The sequence below is a fragment of the Aeromicrobium sp. A1-2 genome (assembly GCF_003443875.1).
Taxonomy (GTDB): domain Bacteria; phylum Actinomycetota; class Actinomycetes; order Propionibacteriales; family Nocardioidaceae; genus Aeromicrobium.
This window is the reverse complement of sequence record NZ_CP027482.1, coordinates 571,161-588,284: the sequence shown is the minus strand read 5'-3', so window position 1 is coordinate 588,284 and position 17,124 is coordinate 571,161. Positions and strand designations below refer to the sequence as shown.

Annotated in this window: 16 protein-coding genes; 4 read left to right on the top strand and 12 right to left on the bottom strand. The window is 62.0% G+C overall.

The annotated features are described in order from the left end of the window. Nucleotides 1-69: 69 nt before the first annotated feature. The 6 genes from C6I20_RS02885 to C6I20_RS02860 all read right to left on the bottom strand — a co-directional run bounded on the left by C6I20_RS02885 (nt 70) and on the right by C6I20_RS02860 (nt 6,785). Complete coding sequence (locus C6I20_RS02885; RefSeq protein ID WP_118394582.1) at nt 70-894, bottom strand: SDR family NAD(P)-dependent oxidoreductase; 825 nt, start codon at nt 892-894, stop codon at nt 70-72. Between the two features lie 49 nt (nt 895-943). Then, nucleotides 944-2,092: an acyl-CoA dehydrogenase family protein gene (locus C6I20_RS02880; RefSeq protein WP_118394581.1), complete on the bottom strand. Its 1,149-nt coding sequence runs from the start codon at nt 2,090-2,092 to the stop codon at nt 944-946. Nucleotide 2,093: 1 nt separating this feature from the next. Then, a complete protein-coding gene (locus C6I20_RS02875; RefSeq protein ID WP_118394580.1) occupies nt 2,094-3,077 on the bottom strand; it encodes an SDR family oxidoreductase in 984 nt (327 codons plus the stop codon). Continuing rightward, nucleotides 3,074-4,180 (bottom strand): DUF3047 domain-containing protein, encoded by a 1,107-nt coding sequence (locus tag C6I20_RS02870; RefSeq protein WP_162891081.1) that lies wholly within the window; start codon nt 4,178-4,180, stop codon nt 3,074-3,076. The genes C6I20_RS02875 and C6I20_RS02870 overlap by 4 nt, the downstream gene beginning before the upstream one ends. A gap of 111 nt (nt 4,181-4,291) precedes the next feature. Beyond that, nucleotides 4,292-5,821, bottom strand: a complete 1,530-nt coding sequence (locus C6I20_RS02865) for an NAD(P)/FAD-dependent oxidoreductase (RefSeq protein WP_162891080.1) — start codon at nt 5,819-5,821, stop codon at nt 4,292-4,294. A gap of 88 nt (nt 5,822-5,909) precedes the next feature. Further along, nucleotides 5,910-6,785, bottom strand: a complete 876-nt coding sequence (locus C6I20_RS02860) for a metal-dependent hydrolase (protein WP_118394577.1) — start codon at nt 6,783-6,785, stop codon at nt 5,910-5,912. Between the two features lie 30 nt (nt 6,786-6,815). Here C6I20_RS02860 and C6I20_RS17825 point away from each other — a divergent pair, with 30 nt between their 5' ends. Both C6I20_RS17825 and C6I20_RS17295 read left to right on the top strand, forming a co-directional pair. Next, nucleotides 6,816-7,139 carry a hypothetical protein gene (locus C6I20_RS17825; protein WP_371682656.1) on the top strand — a complete coding sequence of 108 codons (324 nt, stop codon included), beginning with the start codon at nt 6,816-6,818 and terminating at the stop codon, nt 7,137-7,139. A 77-nt stretch (nt 7,140-7,216) separates the two neighbouring features. Next, entirely contained in the window at nt 7,217-7,642 is a 426-nt protein-coding gene (locus C6I20_RS17295; protein WP_216822973.1) for a hypothetical protein, read from the top strand. 216 nt (nt 7,643-7,858) lie between these two features. Here the strand turns inward: C6I20_RS17295 and C6I20_RS02850 are convergent, their stop codons facing one another. Further along, nucleotides 7,859-8,479, bottom strand: a complete 621-nt coding sequence (locus C6I20_RS02850; protein ID WP_162891079.1) for a hypothetical protein — start codon at nt 8,477-8,479, stop codon at nt 7,859-7,861. A 636-nt stretch (nt 8,480-9,115) separates the two neighbouring features. On the opposite strand from C6I20_RS02850, the gene C6I20_RS02845 reads away from it, so the two are divergent. Next, complete coding sequence (locus tag C6I20_RS02845; protein WP_118394575.1) at nt 9,116-10,318, top strand: PD-(D/E)XK nuclease family protein; 1,203 nt, start codon at nt 9,116-9,118, stop codon at nt 10,316-10,318. 107 nt (nt 10,319-10,425) lie between these two features. On the opposite strand, the gene C6I20_RS02840 is transcribed toward C6I20_RS02845, so the two are convergent. The 3 genes from C6I20_RS02840 to C6I20_RS02830 form a co-directional block, all read right to left on the bottom strand. After that, nucleotides 10,426-11,805: a hypothetical protein gene (locus C6I20_RS02840; protein WP_118394574.1), complete on the bottom strand. Its 1,380-nt coding sequence runs from the start codon at nt 11,803-11,805 to the stop codon at nt 10,426-10,428. Further along, complete coding sequence (locus C6I20_RS02835; protein ID WP_118394573.1) at nt 11,799-12,791, bottom strand: hypothetical protein; 993 nt, start codon at nt 12,789-12,791, stop codon at nt 11,799-11,801. Before C6I20_RS02835 ends, C6I20_RS02840 begins: the two co-directional genes overlap by 7 nt. A 68-nt stretch (nt 12,792-12,859) precedes the next feature. Continuing rightward, nucleotides 12,860-13,261: a hypothetical protein gene (locus C6I20_RS02830; RefSeq protein ID WP_162891078.1), complete on the bottom strand. Its 402-nt coding sequence runs from the start codon at nt 13,259-13,261 to the stop codon at nt 12,860-12,862. 660 nt (nt 13,262-13,921) lie between these two features. Here C6I20_RS02830 and C6I20_RS02825 point away from each other — a divergent pair. After that, a protein-coding gene (locus tag C6I20_RS02825; RefSeq protein ID WP_118398525.1) for an IS3 family transposase occupies nt 13,922-15,099 on the top strand; the annotation gives its coding sequence in 2 pieces (ribosomal slippage) (nt 13,922-14,206 and nt 14,209-15,099; 1,176 coding nt in all). A 202-nt stretch (nt 15,100-15,301) separates the two neighbouring features. Here C6I20_RS02825 and C6I20_RS02820 read toward each other — a convergent pair. Both C6I20_RS02820 and C6I20_RS17820 read right to left on the bottom strand, forming a co-directional pair. Next, nucleotides 15,302-15,868, bottom strand: coding sequence for a hypothetical protein (locus C6I20_RS02820; protein WP_118394571.1), 567 nt, complete (start codon nt 15,866-15,868; stop codon nt 15,302-15,304). 502 nt (nt 15,869-16,370) lie between these two features. Continuing rightward, complete coding sequence (locus C6I20_RS17820; RefSeq protein WP_118394569.1) at nt 16,371-16,655, bottom strand: helix-turn-helix domain-containing protein; 285 nt, start codon at nt 16,653-16,655, stop codon at nt 16,371-16,373. Between the last annotated feature and the right edge of the window lie 469 nt (nt 16,656-17,124).

The following is a 17,124-nucleotide window of genomic DNA, read 5'->3' as shown; positions in this document are numbered from 1 at the left end:
AAACGGCAAACGGGCTCGCGCTCCTCGCGCACAACGCGCCCTTCGAGGCTCGCCACAGACTCCGCACCGTCAGCAAACCAGTCCGCCGCTGCAGGCCAGTACTTGACCGGTCACATAGTCGGACTCTGGTAGGCATAGCAGGTACACCGCACCGGCTGCCTCCACCGGGGTGCCGAGGCGCCCGAGGGGTGCCAGATTTTGGGCCGCTTGCAATATCATCGGGTTTGCTCCCACCGGTAGGTCCCGCCCCTGAATCTGCACGGTCGCGACCCCATCGGCCGGGGCAGTCATCCGGGTTTGGATCACGCCGAACGCTACCGCGTTCACGGTGACTTGATAGCGACCCCATTCCTTCGCGATGGCCTTGGTGAGGCCTATGATGCCCGCCTTCGCAGCTGAGTAGTTGGCCTGTCCGGCGTTGCCGTAGAGCCCGGCCAGCGAGGAGACGTTCACAACCTTGCGGGTCGTTGGGGCCCCGGCTGCGGCCTCGCGTTTGGCAGCCGCACTGATGACAGGCTGCGCGGCTCGGAGGATCTGGAACGGGGCCTTGAGGTGGACCTCGAGGATGGCGTCCCACTGGTCGTCGGTCATCTTCTGAGCCACGTTGTCCCAGGTGTAGCCAGCGTTGTTCACGATGATGTCGAGACCACCGAAGTTGGTCACCGCCAAGTCCACGAATCTCTCGGCGAACCCTGTGGCCGCGATGTTTCCGCAGCACGCGACGGCCTCGCCGCCGGTCGCGGTGATGCTTGCGACGGTTTGCTCGGCCGCGTCGTGGTCAAGGTCATTGACGACGACTGACGCGCCGTGGGCCGCGAGCTTGGTCGCGATGGCGGCGCCAATGCCGCGGCCTGAGCCGCTGACGATTGCTACTTTGCCTGACAGCGTGCTCATGGGTGATCCTTTGGTTGCTTGTCGTGGTTCCGGGGTGGGGGCCTACCTGCTACAAGGTTCGGGCGATGAGTTCCTTCATTAGTTCGTTGGCGCCTCCGTAGATGCGCTGGGCTCGAGCGTTGGCATACATCGTGGCGATCGGGTAGTCACGCATGTAGCCGTAACCGCCGAAGAGTTGTAGGCAACGGTCGATGATCTGACATTGGGTGTCGGTCACCCAGTACTTCGCCATCGAGGCCGTCTGCACGTCGAGGTTGCCGTCAAGATGTGCCTGGACGCAGTCGTCCACGAACACGCGCGCAACGCGGGCGAGCGTGGCGCATTCGGCGAGCTCGAACTTGATGTGCTGCATGGCGAACAGTGGTGCACCGAAAGCTTCGCGCTGTTTGGTGTAGTCGATGGTCAAGTCGACTGCGCGTTCGGAACTGACGACGCCCCCGACGGCCAACAAGAGCCGCTCTTGGGACAGTTGGTTCATCAGTTGAGCAAATCCTTGGCCCTCGGCGTCGCCGAGGAGGTTTGTCGCGGGGATTCGGGCGTCATCGAAGAAGAGCTCGGCCGTGTCTCCGCTGTGTTGACCAAGTTTGTCTAGAACCTGTCCGCGCCGAAATCCGTCGCAGGTGTTGGCGTCCACCAGGAACAGCGACACTCCTCGAGCTCCGCCTTTGGGGTCGGTCTTGGCCGCGAGCAGGATCAGGTCTGCAGACCCTCCATTGGTGATGAAGGTCTTGGCGCCGGTGATCACGTAGGAGTCACCTTCGCGTTGTGCTCGGGTGCGCATGCTGGCGAGGTCGGTCCCGGCACCGGGCTCGGTCATCGCAATGGCAGCGACCACCTCACCGGTTGCCATCGCTGGTAGCCACCGGCGCTTCTGCTCCTCGGTGCCGTAGGCCAGAAGGTACGGCGCGACGATCCCGCTGTGGACATGGTTGCCGAACCCGGGCTCGTCGATGCGCCCCTGCTCTTCCAGTACAACCATGTCGTGGGCGAAGGTGCCACCACCTCCGCCGTACTTCTCAGGCACGGCTAGGCAGAGAAGCCCCAACTCTCCAGCTTGCAGCCAGAACTCACGGTCGACGAGGCGTTGCTCTGCCCAACGCTGCTGCTGCGGTACCGCAACGGTGGCGAAAAAGTCACGGGCGGTGCGACGAAGTGCCGCGGATTCGTCGTCGCTTGACCATCGTGGGAGACCCGGCATCTCAGCCCAGACCGTTGTGGGCTGGAGTCGCTTGGCGTGGGCTCGCTCGGCGTTTGTCGGGTTGGCGCACCGATGGGTCCGGTTGGGCGCTGCTGGTGGTCTCAACCCGTGTCGGCATGGGCTTGAACACGCTGGGGAAGAGCGTGAGCGCCCGCCCAACGCTTGTGCAGAGCACGTTGTTGGCGACTTGATATCCAGTCGGCAGCAGTCGCTGCTCAAGGTCGAGAAGGCGGGCGTCTGCGCCGATGAGGACGCGTCGCGAGTTGTGCCGGACGCCGGTGAGGATTGTCTTTGCGGCCCGGTCAGCGCTGGTCAGCAGGAGCGTGTCAAAAACCTGTCGGACCCGCGCCTCTTCCGGGCCGAAGAGGTCCTCCATACCGTCCGAGATGCGCGAGGAGCGCACGATCTCCGTACGGATGCCCCCGGGGTGCACGCACGTTGCGCTCACGCCGTTGTTGAGGACGTCGAGTTCTTGGCGCAGCGATTCTGTGAAGCCACGCACTGCGTACTTGCTGGCGTTGTAGGCGCTCACTCCGGGTTGCGCTTGGAGTCCGAAAACGCTGGAGATGTTGACGATGTGCCCGTCCCCGGTCTCAACCAGATGCGGCAGGAACGCCTTGGTGCCGTGGATGACGCCCCACAGGTTGATGTTGAGGACCCATTCGTAGTCGGCATAGGTGTTGCCTTGGACCGAGCCGGACTGGGCAACGCCTGCGTTGTTGAAGACCAGGTTGATCTGGCCGTGTGCGGACACCGTGTCAGTGGCCCAGGCGTGCATCTGGTCCCGATCGGCTACGTCGACGACGGCGCTGGTGACAGTGACCTGGAACGGCTCGAGGAGTGCGACGGTCTGAGCAAGACGAACGCTGTCGCGATCGCTCAGCGCAACGTGGCACCCCTCTCGCGCGAGCCGCAATGCGAGCGCTCGTCCTATCCCTGAGCCTGCTCCGGTGATGGCGGCCACGCGGCCGGCGAATTCCTTCATTGATGGGCACTTCCTTTGATGTGACGCGACGGGTTCGGGGCCAGGGCGGCCAGGACGTCGTGCTCGAGGTGGGTGGACCGAAGTCTCAGATCCCTCAGGGTGAAGGAGCCAACTGAGCCCTGGCACGCGGAGTTGGCGATCAACCAGATAGCGACCACCCGACTTGGCAGCGGGGTGGCGAGTGCCGACGCCGCATCGGCCAGGACGTGGCGAGACTCTGGCTGCCAGGCTCCGAGGCCGGTGGTGCCACTGCGAATCACCAGGTGAGTCTCGCGAGAGCTCCAGTAGGGCAGCGGGCAGGAGAAGACCTTGCCCTCGGGTAGTTCGCTGGACCAGATCCAGCTCAGGTCGCGGCCGTCGTCGAACTCGACCGCAACAGAGAGGTAGTCGTGGGTAGGTTCGATGTTCTCGGCGAGGGCCGAGGGAAGGTCTCGCACCAGCCAAGTCCAGTCTAGAGTCAGGTCCTCGGTGAGCGGTACGTCGACAGGACGACGCACGATGCCGACGTCACCGGAGGTCAGGCACTCGACCTCACCGCCCGGCGATGGTTGGCTGAAGATCTCTGAGGCGCCGATGCGGGGATGGTGGTTCCAACCGACTGGTGTCGTGTCTCCGCGCCGGTGGCGCAGGTGCGCTGGGCCGAAGAGGTCGGGTGAGAGGGCAGCGGCACGTGTCAACGCGAGGTGAGGATCCGTCGCCCAGCGGATGACGACGACTTCGTACGAGCCGGTCAGTGCGATCGACTTGGTGTTGTCATCCAGGGCGCCACTCGCGTCGAGGGCTCCTGGTTCGGCGGCCAGCAGCTTCAGTGGGCCGTCTTGGTCGCAGGCGAAGGTGATGGCCGAGCCGAGCATCGACAGTGCCGGGCCTGTCCCGATGCGCAGCCACAGGCCCACCTTCGGCAGGAGGCCGAGGCCCAGCGGCCGGGCGGTCCACAGGGTACCTGTAGCCAGCACGGTGACGTGCTCTCCGGCCGACAGCTTGATTCCGCCGTCGGTCCAGCCACGGCGAGCACGCACCCTAGCAACGTGGATCGTCGCCTGTGGGTCGACGCGTTGCGCCACGAGCTGCGCGGTGGGTGCGACTCGGCGAGTTCGGGGCACACCGGAGCTCCGCGAACTCATCAACAGCCGATTGCGGAGCAGGCGGGCGGCTGTGCGTTGGCTCTGTGAGTCCCCGACGCCGCCGCGGGGGAGCCGGTATCCGGGCATGGTTCAGCGCTTCGCAGCCGCTGGGATGGGCGGCGCGTCAGCGCGCGCTGCCTGCCGTACGGCGGGGTCCGTCACTGTCTCGAACCGGTAGTCGGCTAGCGGGAAGTGGGTGCTGCGCCATTTCACGATCACGGTTGGTTCAAGCCTGCCGAGCCTGGTGGCCCCGTCAGCGTTGAAGTAGTAGCTGTTGGCGCTGGCACAGTCACCGTGTGCCCAGAGCGAGTGCTCGACTTTGGCGTCCATCTGTTTCACGAACCTGTTCTGGGCATGGGGCTTCACCTCAAAGGTCACCGAGTGTCGCCGCCGCAGTTCGGTGATCACCCTGGCCATGTGCGCCATCTGCGATTCCGCTTGATAGAAGAAGGAAAGACCGGTGAACGAGAAGGGACTCGTCAGGCAGAACAGATTGGGGTAGCCGTTGACGGTGATGCCTTCGTAGGACTCGTAGCCGTGCTCGCGCCACCGAGCGCCGAGCTCGACGCCATCGCGTCCACGCACCGGGAACGCCGGGAAGTTGCCCTCCTCCTGTAGGTGGAAGCCAGTCGCGAGCACGAGGGTGTCGATCTCGCGCCTTTTCCCGTCTTCGGTGATCACTGCGCAGGAGTCGATGTGGTCGATCGGCGCGGCCACCAGGTCCACGTGGTCGTGGTTGAAGGCCTTGTAATAGGAGTTGGAGAAGGTTGGGCGCTTGCAGAAGAAGTTGTAGTCCGGGGTGAGCGCTTCACGTGTTGCTCGGTCGCGCACCTGCAGCCGCAGGTGTGCCTTGGACACCGTCTCCAGCGACTCGAGGATCCACGGCGCACGCTCGAAGGCGACCAACCCAAGTCCGATGTATTCGATGAACGCAGCGTTGGCGTATCTAGCGGCCCGTTGGGTCGCTGGAACTCGGCGGAACACCTCGCGTACCGGCCTGGGAATGGGGAGATCCGGCTTCGGAGTAACCCAGATCGGTGTGCGTTGGAAGACGGCGACCGACGCAGCATGCGCGGCGAGCTCAGGAACGACCTGCACCGCCGTCGCACCAGTGCCGATCACGGCCACACGCTCTGCGGTCAGCCGGTCGGACTCCGGCCACGACGAGGTGTAGAGCACCTTGCCGGCGAAGTCATCGATGCCAGGGATGGCCGGCTTGCGTGGCTGAGAAAGGATTCCTGTCGCGACCACGAGATAGCGCGCCGTCAGGGTGGGGCCGTCCGCGAGCTCCACGGCCCAGCGTTGGTGGATGTCGTCCCACGCAGCCCCAAGCACCTCAACGTCGAGCTGCACATGTCGGGCCAGGTCGTACTTGTCGGCGACGTGCTCGGCGTACGCCTTGAGCTCGGAACCGGGTGCGTAGATGCGGGTCCAGTCCGGGTTGGGCTCAAAGGAGAAGGAATACGTCGCCGAGGCGATATCCACCGCGACGCCCGGATAGCGATTAGCGTGCCAGGTGCCGCCCACGCCGCTAGCGCGTTCGAGGATCACCAGGTCATCGATGCCCAGGCGTTTGAGTTCAATCGCGGCGCCGAGGCCGCCGAACCCGGCGCCCACCACGATGGCCTCGTGATCGATGGGCGCAGGGACGAGAGAAGACCGTGCCGCGTCAAAGATCGGATCCGTCGGAGGAACGTTCGTCGCAAACCTAGCCATGGGTCTTGATCCCGTCGTCAGTGATCTGCAGCCGGTCTCGCCAGAACTGCTCGAGCTCCCGGGTGGGCATGTGGTTGGGGTGAAAGCCTGGTTTGTAGTAGTTCAGATAGCCCCGCAGTAGGGGCCACCCCCAGCGCCCCACGAGGGCATTCCCCGCCCCGGCCCACGAACGCAGGTTGGTCGCGTCGCCATGGCCCCCGATCAGTCGGAAGACTGGGAGCGAGGCCGTCAGAACAACGGGAAGGGTGTAGAGCGCCATCAAGGCAACCCGCTCCAGCTCCGACCCACCAACTTCCTTGTACGCGTCGAACACGACAGCCTTGTGCTCACACTCCTCAATCGCGTGCCACACGAGAAGCTGTTTTGCCTTGCCGTCGGGGATCGAGTCGATGAACTCGACGTCACGTAGCAGTACCTCAGCGATGAAGCCAGTAAAGTGCTCGGTCGCGGCCGTCACACCTGCCCGGGTTCGCGGACTGCAGTTCCGCTCGATCCACCGCCAGAGAGCATCAACCTCACGACAGATCTCGTCGTGATCCATCCCAATCCCGCGCGCGATGTGCTTGTTGACGAGTGTGTGTTCGCTCGCATGCTGAGCCTCTTGACGTACGAAAGCGTCCAGATCGGCGAGGAGAAGAGGGTCTTCGATCCGGTCCCTCACCGATTGCGCCGACGCGATCATGAACCGCTCGCCCACCGGGAAGAACGTCGAGATCCCCGCGAAGAGATGCGAGAGCGCTGGCTGCCCAGGGAGGGCATTGTTGAATCCCTCGTCGGCGTAGTCGTTGCCAATCCGGCGCACCGGAAATGTGGCCGAGGTGCGCCTGATCACGCGAGGACGCTTAAACGCGGCGATTGAGGTCTGCATTCCCCAGATGTTACATAGTCCGAATCAACTGTGTCTAGGTATGCAGCATCACATCTCGTGCGGCCCCCATCGGATTGTTCGACGCGGCCCAGCCGATGCTGGCATTCTTCGCAGGTGCCCCCTCCCTCCTCCGCCTCGTATTGGGATGTCGAATTGAAGCCGCTATCGGCGAGGTCGGTGCTGCTGAGTCTCATTCTGGGAGCACATCCCGAACCGGTCAGTCCCGCCAACCTTGTGCGAGCCGGCGAGTTCCTCGACGTCTCGCCCTCCACAGTGAGAGCCGCCCTCACCCGGGCAGTTGCCAGTGGAGAGCTCCAACGCGAGGGCCGGGATTACGGCTGGGTGCCCAACTGATCGCCCGCCAGCGCCGGCAGGCGGAGACGATCAACCCCGCACAGGTGCCGTGGACCGGTAACTGGGAGATGGCGGTCGTGGTTGCCACCGGCCGCTCCGGACGCGATCGCGCCGCGTTGCGCGACGTTCTGTCCCAGCACCGCCTGGCCGAACTCCGCGAGGGGATCTGGCTTCGACCGGCCAACCTGGATCGGCCTGCCGCCTACCAGGCGGAGCCGGCACTGAACACCTTCGTCGCCAGACCGGATCGAGACGCCGCTGAACTCGCCGAGCACCTATGGCAGCTCGGCGATTGGAGTCGCCGAGCCCACGCACTGGAGGCCCAGCTGCGTGAGACCACGGACCCGGCGTTGCGGCTCACTGTCGCAGCCAACCTGGTGCGCTTGCTCTCGACTGATCCCATCTTGCCCCCTGCCCTGCTGCCGGCGCAGTGTCCAGCCGAGTCTCTTCGCGCGGCATACGGCGCCTACCAGGGCGAACTCCGGGCGCTCGCAGCCAACTAGGCAAGCCCCTCATTCTGTTGCGCATCTAGACACAGTTGTCGATGGTTTTGTAGCCTTGCGGGTATGACGACTCACTCTGTAGTTGAGTGCCAGGGGCACTAGCGACTGGAGCGTCCCATTGGAGAGCGTCGTCAATAGATATGTTCGGTGGTCGACTCGAAACTCGACCCAGTGTCCAACTTCCGTGGAAGGGCGCGTGTGCTGGGCGCAATCTTGTCATGCATCGACCTCGGTGACCCTGAACTTCCACAGTCGGCCGACCCGATGAGGTGGGTACGTGCCATGCGCAGCTGCAAGGAGTCGCTTGACGCGGCCGGCCTCGTCATCGGTGATCGGGTGGTCCGCGTCCCAAGTCGTTGCGATCTTGTCGTATGGCGACTCGATGGCTGTCGCCGTCGACGGTGGGTTCTGAATCCCGTAGAACCGGTCCGTGGTGGCACGGTTCACAAGAGTGGTGTCAGTGAGGTGGTTGTCCTCGGTCCACCAGCGGAATCGACCGCCCGGACTGACTAGGTAGATCTTGGTCAATGAGTAGTACTTGCCCGGTGCTCCGAACGTGTGGATGACGCGCGAGGCCCGCACCATGTCGACGTGAGTCACGCCCTCGGTGCGACCCTCCACCACATACTCATGCGGGGCGGTCTCGCTGTAAGTCTTGGCAAACGTCCAGTCCAACGTGCCGGCCAGCTCCAGCCACCAACTCAAATCCGAGCGTGAAATCATCATTTCTCCTTCGTTAGGCACCACCCACGAAGTTGGTGCGAAATGAATCCTTCCGCATGGGTCCGACAAAAAGACGACGACGGAATCGCCGCTGAGCACTACTCTGCGTTCCATGAACCAACCTCCCGACTTCGAGCAGCAGTCCGACGAAGAATCGGACGCCGAGCTCGATGACCGCCGGTTCTCTTCGCTAGATCGCGCCCTGACTGGCAAGGGAATCCCACTGGAGAACCATCGGTTCATCCGGCAGTTCACATCTGCAATCGGCATAGAGGCCTACTACGGTCGCAGCGGCTACATCAAGGCAGTTAGGACTGTGGATGGGCCAAACCTGCGGATCTGTTCTGGCTACACGAACGGGTTCGCATCCGAGGCCGAGGTGCGTGCGGCCGCTGGCCCAACCGCGCACTGCTGGGCAAGTGGTCGCGGAACTGGCCAGTGGGGTGTCGATCATCCTGTCCATGGGACGGGTGGAGGAGGAGGCAAGAAGTCCGGCAACCCGAGGCTGGACTACGGAACCTGCCCAAGTTGCCGTCAATACCCATTGCTCCCAACCGGAGGGTGCAGCGTCGCATGTGACGAATGACACCGGGCCGGTGTACCTGGTCGTTAGCCCAGACGGGACTGTTCAGGCAGGGAGACTGTCCACCGGGGCCGTTGCCGATGCTGTCGCGGAACGCCAGGGCGTCATTGCTCGTCAGCCTAGTGGCTTCTAGCGCCTACGTGGGTCTGAAGGATTAGGGTTCGACCATGCGCGATCAACTGCTGACTGACCTTGTGCGGCTCTTGGGTATCAGCGCAGAAGAGCAGTTCAACGTATTCGACGTCATGCACCACGGAACGCACGAGAAGCAACTTTCCAACGTCTTTGCTTGGCTGTTGAACTCGAACGGCACCCACCAGTTGGGTGATGCATTTCAGAGGATCTTCATCGCTGAGATGAATCGTTCCCGCCCCGACCTCGAGGCAGTCCCCGCAGGCACATACGGCGTCCGTCAGGAGGTGAACACATCGGCCTCGAACGAAGGTATGGACATCGCGGACATCGTCCTCGAAGACCATGCGACGACGATCGTCATCGAGAACTATTACACCTCTTCTGGCCACGGTCACGGCTACGAGCGGTACTTACACTTCGGTGCCCGAGCAGGCAAGCGAAGCGTCGTGGTGATGCTGTGCGAGCACGAGGATCGAAACCTCCTGACAGACGGCTGGGACGAAGCACTCGTAGTTTCGTACGCGAGCGTCTTTGCTGGGCTCGCTCGCCATGTCGAGGACGATAAAAAGTTCAAAGCCCAGTTCCCGCAGCAGTGCTTATTCTTCGACCACATGCAGCGGCGTTTTGTGAAAGGACGCAAAGTGAACGACGACAGTCTGTTGGAGTTTGTCGACGCAATGTGCACGGCTGGAGAAGCACAACTGTATGGTCGCAGGCCCGTCGAGGACGCGGCGATAGTGTTCGCCGACCAGATTCTGGACGCCGCAATCGACCGGTTCAACGAGAGCCGTGATGTGTTGGCACGGGTCAAGAAGCGACTGCGCGACTACGGTCAAGCGGCCCTTTTGCCGCAGCTCAATGATTCCTTCGGCGAGGGGTACGTGAATCTTGTCTCGGCGAGGTATGCGGGTATTTACCAATGGACGATCAACTTCTACGGCTCAGACGCAACTGGAAATGTTGCGAGCCGCGTGCAGTTGAAGTTCGGCCCATCTGCTTGGCACGCCAACGAAAACGACGATGAGTGGCGGAAGACAGTCCCAGCAGCCGATGCTGACTACTCGCGGCTATTCCTGACGTGCCGCAGGGAAATACGACAGTCGACAGTGTCGATCCGAGACGTGCTCGAAGGGATCGACTCAGGAGACACGCGACTAAGTAACGAACTAGTCGAGTTCATAACCGCCGGGAACTCCAACGAAGTCAGCCCCGACGAGGGGCTAGTCACCGACTGATCTGATGGAATAGCCGTCAGTTGACCGCGTTTGCCGCGACGGTCGCGAGCCTTGGTCCGAATCGGGAAACCGATCCGATTCAACGGTCTAGTTCGATACGTTCTTTGTCACCCCGGTGGGACGACTCGCGCCTTCAGGATGTGCTCTCGAATTGCCCTGAGGTCGGTGTCGGAGCAATCCCTTCGTTGGATCTCACGTAGCGGTTGGGCGGCTCCGTTGTCGACGAGTAGCAGGCGGTTCGAGTCGATCAGCATTCCCGCGGTACCTAGATGATCGGCGTACCAGCGCAGCTGTGTGAAGTCTGGAGACTTGTCCCAACGTCCTCCAGAACCGTCTTTGATGGCTCGCTTGACCTCGATGACGTACAGAGGATGCTTGCCGTCGAGGACGACGAAGTCTGCTGAACGCCGCTCGATCCTGTACTCACCCTTCCATTCCAGTCCTGTACCGGCGAGCATGAACCCAAGTAGTGGTTCGACAACGTGCGAGGAAACATCGTCTTCAAATCGAAGGGCACCAGCCGCTAATTCTCGCCAGACCTCAGGGGTGATGTCGTTTGGATCGGGCAGGTCAGCAATGCCGGCCGGAACTTCGACAATTCGGTCAAGTTCGGCTTGATCGCTCGGTTCTGACGCCCGGAACTGGAGAGCGGCGACGGAACCGGGGCGCAGAAACTGCCCGGACCGCCCCCGCAGGAGGAGGTGGCCTCCAACTGCCTGCCGCAGGACGTCAACGGGAATTGGGTCGATCGCAATCGGGTTGGTGAAGTAAGCCCACCATTGGGCACTGTTGACCGATTTGTCAGCGACGACTTCGATGTCGCGGGTGAAGAATGCCTTGGACGCGGCTCTGGCTACGAAATGGACTGCCTTACGCGGGCTGGTGAAGTAGAAGAGGACAAGATCGCCGATTTGGGTCTGTGGGGCTGCGGTCCAGTCCCACTTGAAGATGCCGACGTCGGCGGCGGCCTTGTCGTCCTGGAGATTCGTAGAGCTTGGGAATGACGCCTCACTGCCTATGAGAAGCCAAGCGCTACTGGGGGCGATCTCGCGTGGGTCCTCCTGGATGACGTATGGAGGGCGGGTGCCTGAGGTATACCTGCCGGTGGACTCTTCGAGCCACTCGGCGGCGTATTGGGTGATGTCTGCCAGGAGCGGGTCGGTTGCCCAGTCAATGCTTGTGATGGGGCGTTCAAAAAGCAGCCTTGGCCGCCAGTCACCTTCGTGGATGTAGGACTTCTCTAGGACACCCGACCGGGGTGCTGATTGGCTGGCAATCCACTCGTTCACGAGTTGCTCGTCATCGGACGGCAGATAGGCACGAATACGAAGACGCCCCGAGGCCGTGACCACGTTCGCGACTAAGTAGACATCCTCATAGACGAAGAACGTGACCCAGTCTTCGTCGAGTGTTTCAACGTCAGTGCCGTTGAGGGCGTCGATCAGAGCTCGAAGCGCCTCAACCGCTGCATATTCGTTGTTCACCATGCGATGTTCCCTCCGACGCCGAAGTCGAAATTGTCGAGTTCGAGAAGTTCGGCCATGGCGCCAAAAAGCTCCGGTTCACTCCCGAATGTAGAAGCACCGCTGATGTCTGCTCCGCGCCGAATAGCGTCCAGGTCGACAATTGCGCAGTCGCCTCGAAACTGTGAGTAGACAAGTAACAAACGAACTCCGTCAACCGGGGTCTCATCTGCGGCGCGCATCAATTCGTGCAGCCTGGAGTAGGTCGCATTGATGTCGATCAGATCCTTCACGGGGTTGGAGTAGACCCCACCGAAACCGTGCTGCACATACGCTGCGACGGCTCCAGACGGTGAAGCGGTGACTAGGTTCAGGCCGTAGCTGTTGAGGCCGTGTCCAGCGTGGGCCATGGCAAAGAAGGGACCGTGTTCAATGAGCTGGCGAGCAATCGGTTCGACATAGAACATATAGAGGTCCTGTGGTGGAACGAAGCGGGTCCCCCACGACCACGCACCGTAGGTCTGCACCTCGTTGAGTGACCATTTCCCGAGTGGCGGCAGGGCTATTCCTGCTCGTCCCACCGTGCCAATCAACTCGTCCCCATTGTGGTGTCGATTCATCCACTTGGTATGCAGCGCACGAACCGTTTCAGATTGTTTCGTCCAAACATCTTGGGACTCGCTATATGGCAGCTCGATCAGAAATCTGATCAGTCCTGCGCCGCCCTCGTCGACATATTGGAGTTCGCCGAAGGCTCCACCATCGCGTCCCACAGCGCCGAAGGCATAGCCCACGTTGTCGGCGACCCATTCGCTTGCCTCGGTCGGGTCGGGGTCATGGACGATGAAGAATGATGAACGGAACTTGCCTTCGCGTTCGCGTGCAAAACCGTGGACCTCGTCCAAATTGAAGTCAACGCCGCCTTCTATAGTTACGTAGGAGATCGTCGAGTCGATCCGTTTGAGCCCATCCGCAATTCTCGAGCGCTCGTCGTCGGTACTTGTGATCATGATTTCTCCAATGCTGATTGCCTCGGGCCCACCATGTCGATGGCGGCGGGGTCGCAGGGGGTAGCTGGCTACTCTCGCGCATCAGGTAAGTCGTCTGGTCCGAGGATTCCGGCAACTTCGACGAGGTGATACCCGAGATCTTCGATACGTTCGATAGGGACATCACGGTGGCGGTTGACGTACTCCATGACCCTGACCCAGGTTCCATTGATTTGTGAGATCGAGTCACCGCTGATATTTGCTGCCTCTTGGATCAGCTGGTCGGGTTTCGGGCGTCCTTCCAGCAGGTAGGCATACAGTGCCGCGAGTCGCCTACGCTGGATGGGGGTCAGATTCAGTTTGTCTCCAGCAAGATCCGTTCCGATGCGCGCATGCGGGACCATTGCTGTGGAAAGTGCGCCGTCGCGGGCTGTCGGGTAGGGCTCGCCATGGCCGCCTCGGCGATATTTGACGTCGACCTCGGTTCGCACGTCAAGGTCCCAGGCGAGCTCCCAGTCTGCGGGTCGGAGCAAGACGTGGGCCCCCGGAGCGAAAGACGCCTCGAGCACGAAAGTGCTCCGCACTCGCACTCGAGTCCGCTTCCCATTTTCTAGTACCCACCCCCGGTCGCCTGGCGCGAGCCGCCCCAATTCACGGGGCACAGCGCGATGATCGGTGCGAAGTCCGGCACGATCGCTTCGGCCCAAGGTCACGGGCTCGTTGGTCGGTAACAGGAACGGACCGATGCTCGTATGCCCAATTCGCATTGAGACCTCGGCACGCCACGTGCGGATATCGTTGCCCACGAGCAAACCGCCCTTCCAGTGCGAAGTTCCATTATGTGGCCGAGAGGGCCTACCCAGGTTGCGGTGACGGGACACGGCAGGGGCAGTGGGGTAGCCCGGTACCCCTCGCGCCGGGCCTCTCTCGAGCACAGTCTCCTCTCCCCGCAACCCAGGGCAGGGCCCGCCTCAATCTCTCCTGACAAGGAGGATGCTCAAGCCGGTTTCAAATCTGGTTTGGCCATGGAAAAGGCTTCGCGCACGCTGTCGTGCCTGTCATACGCAAGCGCCGCAAGAAGGGGGGCTGCTGAACGATTCGGTGTCAACTGACTTGTAGCGCTGAGAGGTGCTGCTGGAAGGATGTTGACCGTGCCGAAGCCCTATCCCCGTGAGTTCCGTGATGATGTGGTCCGGGTCGCCAGAAATCGTGAGCCAGGCCATCAGTTGAAGCAGATCGCTGCTGACTTTGGAATCTCCGAGTCTTGTCTGGCGAACTGGATGAAGTCTGCTGATGTCGAAGACGGCGTGAAGCCCGGCGTGACCGCTGAGCGGAATGTCGAGCTGAGGGACGCGAAGAGGCGGATCCGGTTGCTGGAGCAGGAGAACGAGGTCCTGCGACGTGCTGCGGCGTATTTGTCGCAGGCCAATCTGCCGGGGAAATGATCTACCCGCTCGTCCGCGAGTTGGCCGCGACCGGTGCCCCGATCAGGGTGCCGGTCGCGGTGACGTGCCGGGTTCTGAAGATCGCCCGCCAACCGTTCTATCGGTGGCTCGCCGACCCGGTCACCGCGGCTGAGTGGGACGAGGCCCGGTTGACCGACGCGATCTTCGACGCCCACCGAGACGACCCGGAGTTCGGCTATCGCTTCGTTACTGATGAGGTCCGGGCGGCCGGGTTCGACGTCTCAGAACGCACGGTGTGGAGGATCTGCTCAGCTAACGGCTGGTGGTCGGTGTTCGGCAAGAAGCGCGGCCGTGGCAGCAAGAAGCCCGGGCCGCCGGTCCATGACGACCGGGTCCAGCGCGACTTCAACGCCGGTGCACCGAACGAGCTGTGGCTCACGGACATCACCGAACATCCCACGAGTGAGGGAAAGCTGTATCTCTGCGCGATCAAGGACGTGTTCTCCAACCGGATCGTGGGCTACTCGATCGACTCACGGATGAAGTCATCCCTGGCCGTCAGAGCCCTCGAGAACGCCGCCGCTCGTCGCGGCGACATCGCCGGCACCATCTGTCATTCGGATCGAGGATCGCAATTTCGAAGCCGCAAATTCGTCCACGCCCTCAACCGTCACCACATGGTCGGATCGATGGGGCGAGTCGGCGCAGCCGGCGATAACGCAGCCATGGAGAGCTTCTTCAGCCTCCTGCAACGCAACGTCCTGGACCGACGCCGCTGGACCACCCGAGACGAGCTCCGGATCGCGATCGTGACTTGGATCGAACGGACCTACCATCGCCGCCGAAGACAAGCAGCCCTCGGCCGATTGACCCCCATCGAGTTCGAGACAATCATGGCTCCACCGGCAGCAGTCGCTGCCTAAACCGATCTGACACCAGATCGTTTAGCAGCCCCTACAGACAGACCGTGTCCGGCACTTCGGCTCTCGCTTTGGGGTTCATGGGTATCGACCTTTACCTTGGCGGCTTGTGGGTGGCTGGGCTGGCGAAGTCCCGGACAGGGCTGGCCGCAGCGGACGGCCTTGGCGTCCGAGGCAACCGGCGTTCTGCACATCGGAGGTTCGGTCATATCGAGACCCCGCAGAACTCGGCGATCTTCACGAACTGCACCTCGGTCAACGGCCCCGACGGATCCAAAGGAACCGCGAGGTGTTGGGAGGCAGTGAACCGTGAGGCCAACCGCGAAATCGTGCCGCTAGTTAGTTGGTCATCAACCCACACAAACTGTGTCGCCGAACCCGCAATCGTGACGTCGACAAGCTGTTCCTTGAACCACTGCCCCGTCCGGGAGGGATGCAAGTCAGCAGTCCGCTCGCACTCATGGGCGGGGACACTCGCGAACTGGTTCAGGCCGACCGCTGGCGCGAAAACCTCAGGCACCCACTCCCCCAGGCCTGTAAGCCACCGGACACGGAAAAGTGCGTCCGCGACGACATTCAGGAACTCAACCGCTCGTTTCGAGTAGACGATCTCCAAAGGCTCACTCAACACCTCTACGCCTAGGGTCACGGTCCCGAACTTGAGATCGTCGACCAAGGGCTTCGACCCGGGGCGTCGGCGTTCAACAACAACCGCGTCATCGTCTAGGAACAGGATCGGATTCTGGTACAGGTCAGGCCGAAGTCGTCCCACCGCTACGCCACGTTCCGATCCGGGCCACCGAAAGAAGGGCGGGACTTGAGATGAGCTCTGTGCTCGATCAAGTAGCGGTAGTGATTCTCGAAGACAGACGGATCACTACCCGCAACCCATACCTCCGGTATTGCTGCCTCCGAGGCAGTCCCGTCCACATACCGCGTCACAACGTGCAACTGATCCGACAACACAACCGGGACAGGCATCAGCATCGCCCGCAACCTCAGCCCGGCCAACGCGTAGTTCGAATGCGACTCGCAAGTCAGTTCTGGGTACCCCTCCACACTTGTGCGCGCCGAGTAGCCGTCCGACAGGATTTCGACGAGAACGCGCGTCGCTCTTCGCGCCACGCACCTTCGAGGCTCGACCACACCCACAGCGATCGATGGAGCACGACTATCGGTGCCAAGCGAGTTCGTTCGCACACAGGTGTTCATCGGGGCCCTCTTCCATCGTAATGATACAGAATTGTATCACTGCGATGGAACTTAGGCCGGCTTCATTGAGGATGGCCAGGGAGGTCGTCGATCAGCACCGACGGACTGATCCCCAACGCCTCGGCTACAAGCAAGACCGAAGTCAACTTCGCCTCGCCCGTGGCTGACTCCAAGCGAGAAATCACTGGTTGACTCAAGCCTGTTCGCCTCGCAAGTTCACGCGCAGACCACTGCTTGCGCTCACGCTCCAGCTTGACCCTCGCACCGACAAGCTCCAGTGCGATCTGCCAACGCAGTCGCGCCTCTGCACCAGGGCCTCGAACCGAGGGAGAGGACTCGTTCTCCACACGCCGACCATATCTTGACGAGTGCTATACGGGCTTCACGTTTGCAATCAAAGTCGCGAAAACCGGTGGCCTTAGCTCACGGTCAACTCATGTTTGCGGAGTTTGCAGTCGGGAGTCCGCGGGAGCGCATCAAGCACCGGCGATTCGTCTCGGGAACTTGATTGTCGCGTCCTGTTCGCGCAAGCACTCACGAATCCCCGTCTCGTTGGGCTCCTGGCCGTCAACGGCCTGCATGAATGCAACAGGGACCGCGTGGTGGCCGGCCCAGGGAACTTCTCAGTATTTATCCTGCCGCGGGCCATCTGCAACTGCCGGCGCCGTACGGCCTTCGTCCATGACATCGCGATCCCAAGCGGTTGTTGGCTACTCTTCTCCCAATGAGTAGCGCGCGATCGAGACCTGGGACGCAGGTGCCGCATTGGACGCGCGTCTGCATTCACTCGCTCGTGATCTTGGGCATCTTCGCCAT

What these genes read in the sequence shown, in the direction of transcription:
- C6I20_RS02885 (WP_118394582.1), bottom strand. Translation starts at nt 894, where the DNA reads ATGAGCACGCTGTCAGGCAAAGTAGCAATCGTCAGCGGCTCAGGCCGC.
- C6I20_RS02880 (WP_118394581.1), bottom strand. Translation starts at nt 2,092, where the DNA reads ATGCCGGGTCTCCCACGATGGTCAAGCGACGACGAATCCGCGGCACTT.
- C6I20_RS02875 (WP_118394580.1), bottom strand. Translation starts at nt 3,077, where the DNA reads ATGAAGGAATTCGCCGGCCGCGTGGCCGCCATCACCGGAGCAGGCTCA.
- C6I20_RS02860 (WP_118394577.1), bottom strand. Translation starts at nt 6,785, where the DNA reads ATGCAGACCTCAATCGCCGCGTTTAAGCGTCCTCGCGTGATCAGGCGC.
- C6I20_RS02850 (WP_162891079.1), bottom strand. Translation starts at nt 8,479, where the DNA reads ATGGAACGCAGAGTAGTGCTCAGCGGCGATTCCGTCGTCGTCTTTTTG.
- C6I20_RS02845 (WP_118394575.1), top strand. Translation starts at nt 9,116, where the DNA reads ATGCGCGATCAACTGCTGACTGACCTTGTGCGGCTCTTGGGTATCAGC.
- C6I20_RS02840 (WP_118394574.1), bottom strand. Translation starts at nt 11,805, where the DNA reads ATGGTGAACAACGAATATGCAGCGGTTGAGGCGCTTCGAGCTCTGATC.
- C6I20_RS02835 (WP_118394573.1), bottom strand. Translation starts at nt 12,791, where the DNA reads ATGATCACAAGTACCGACGACGAGCGCTCGAGAATTGCGGATGGGCTC.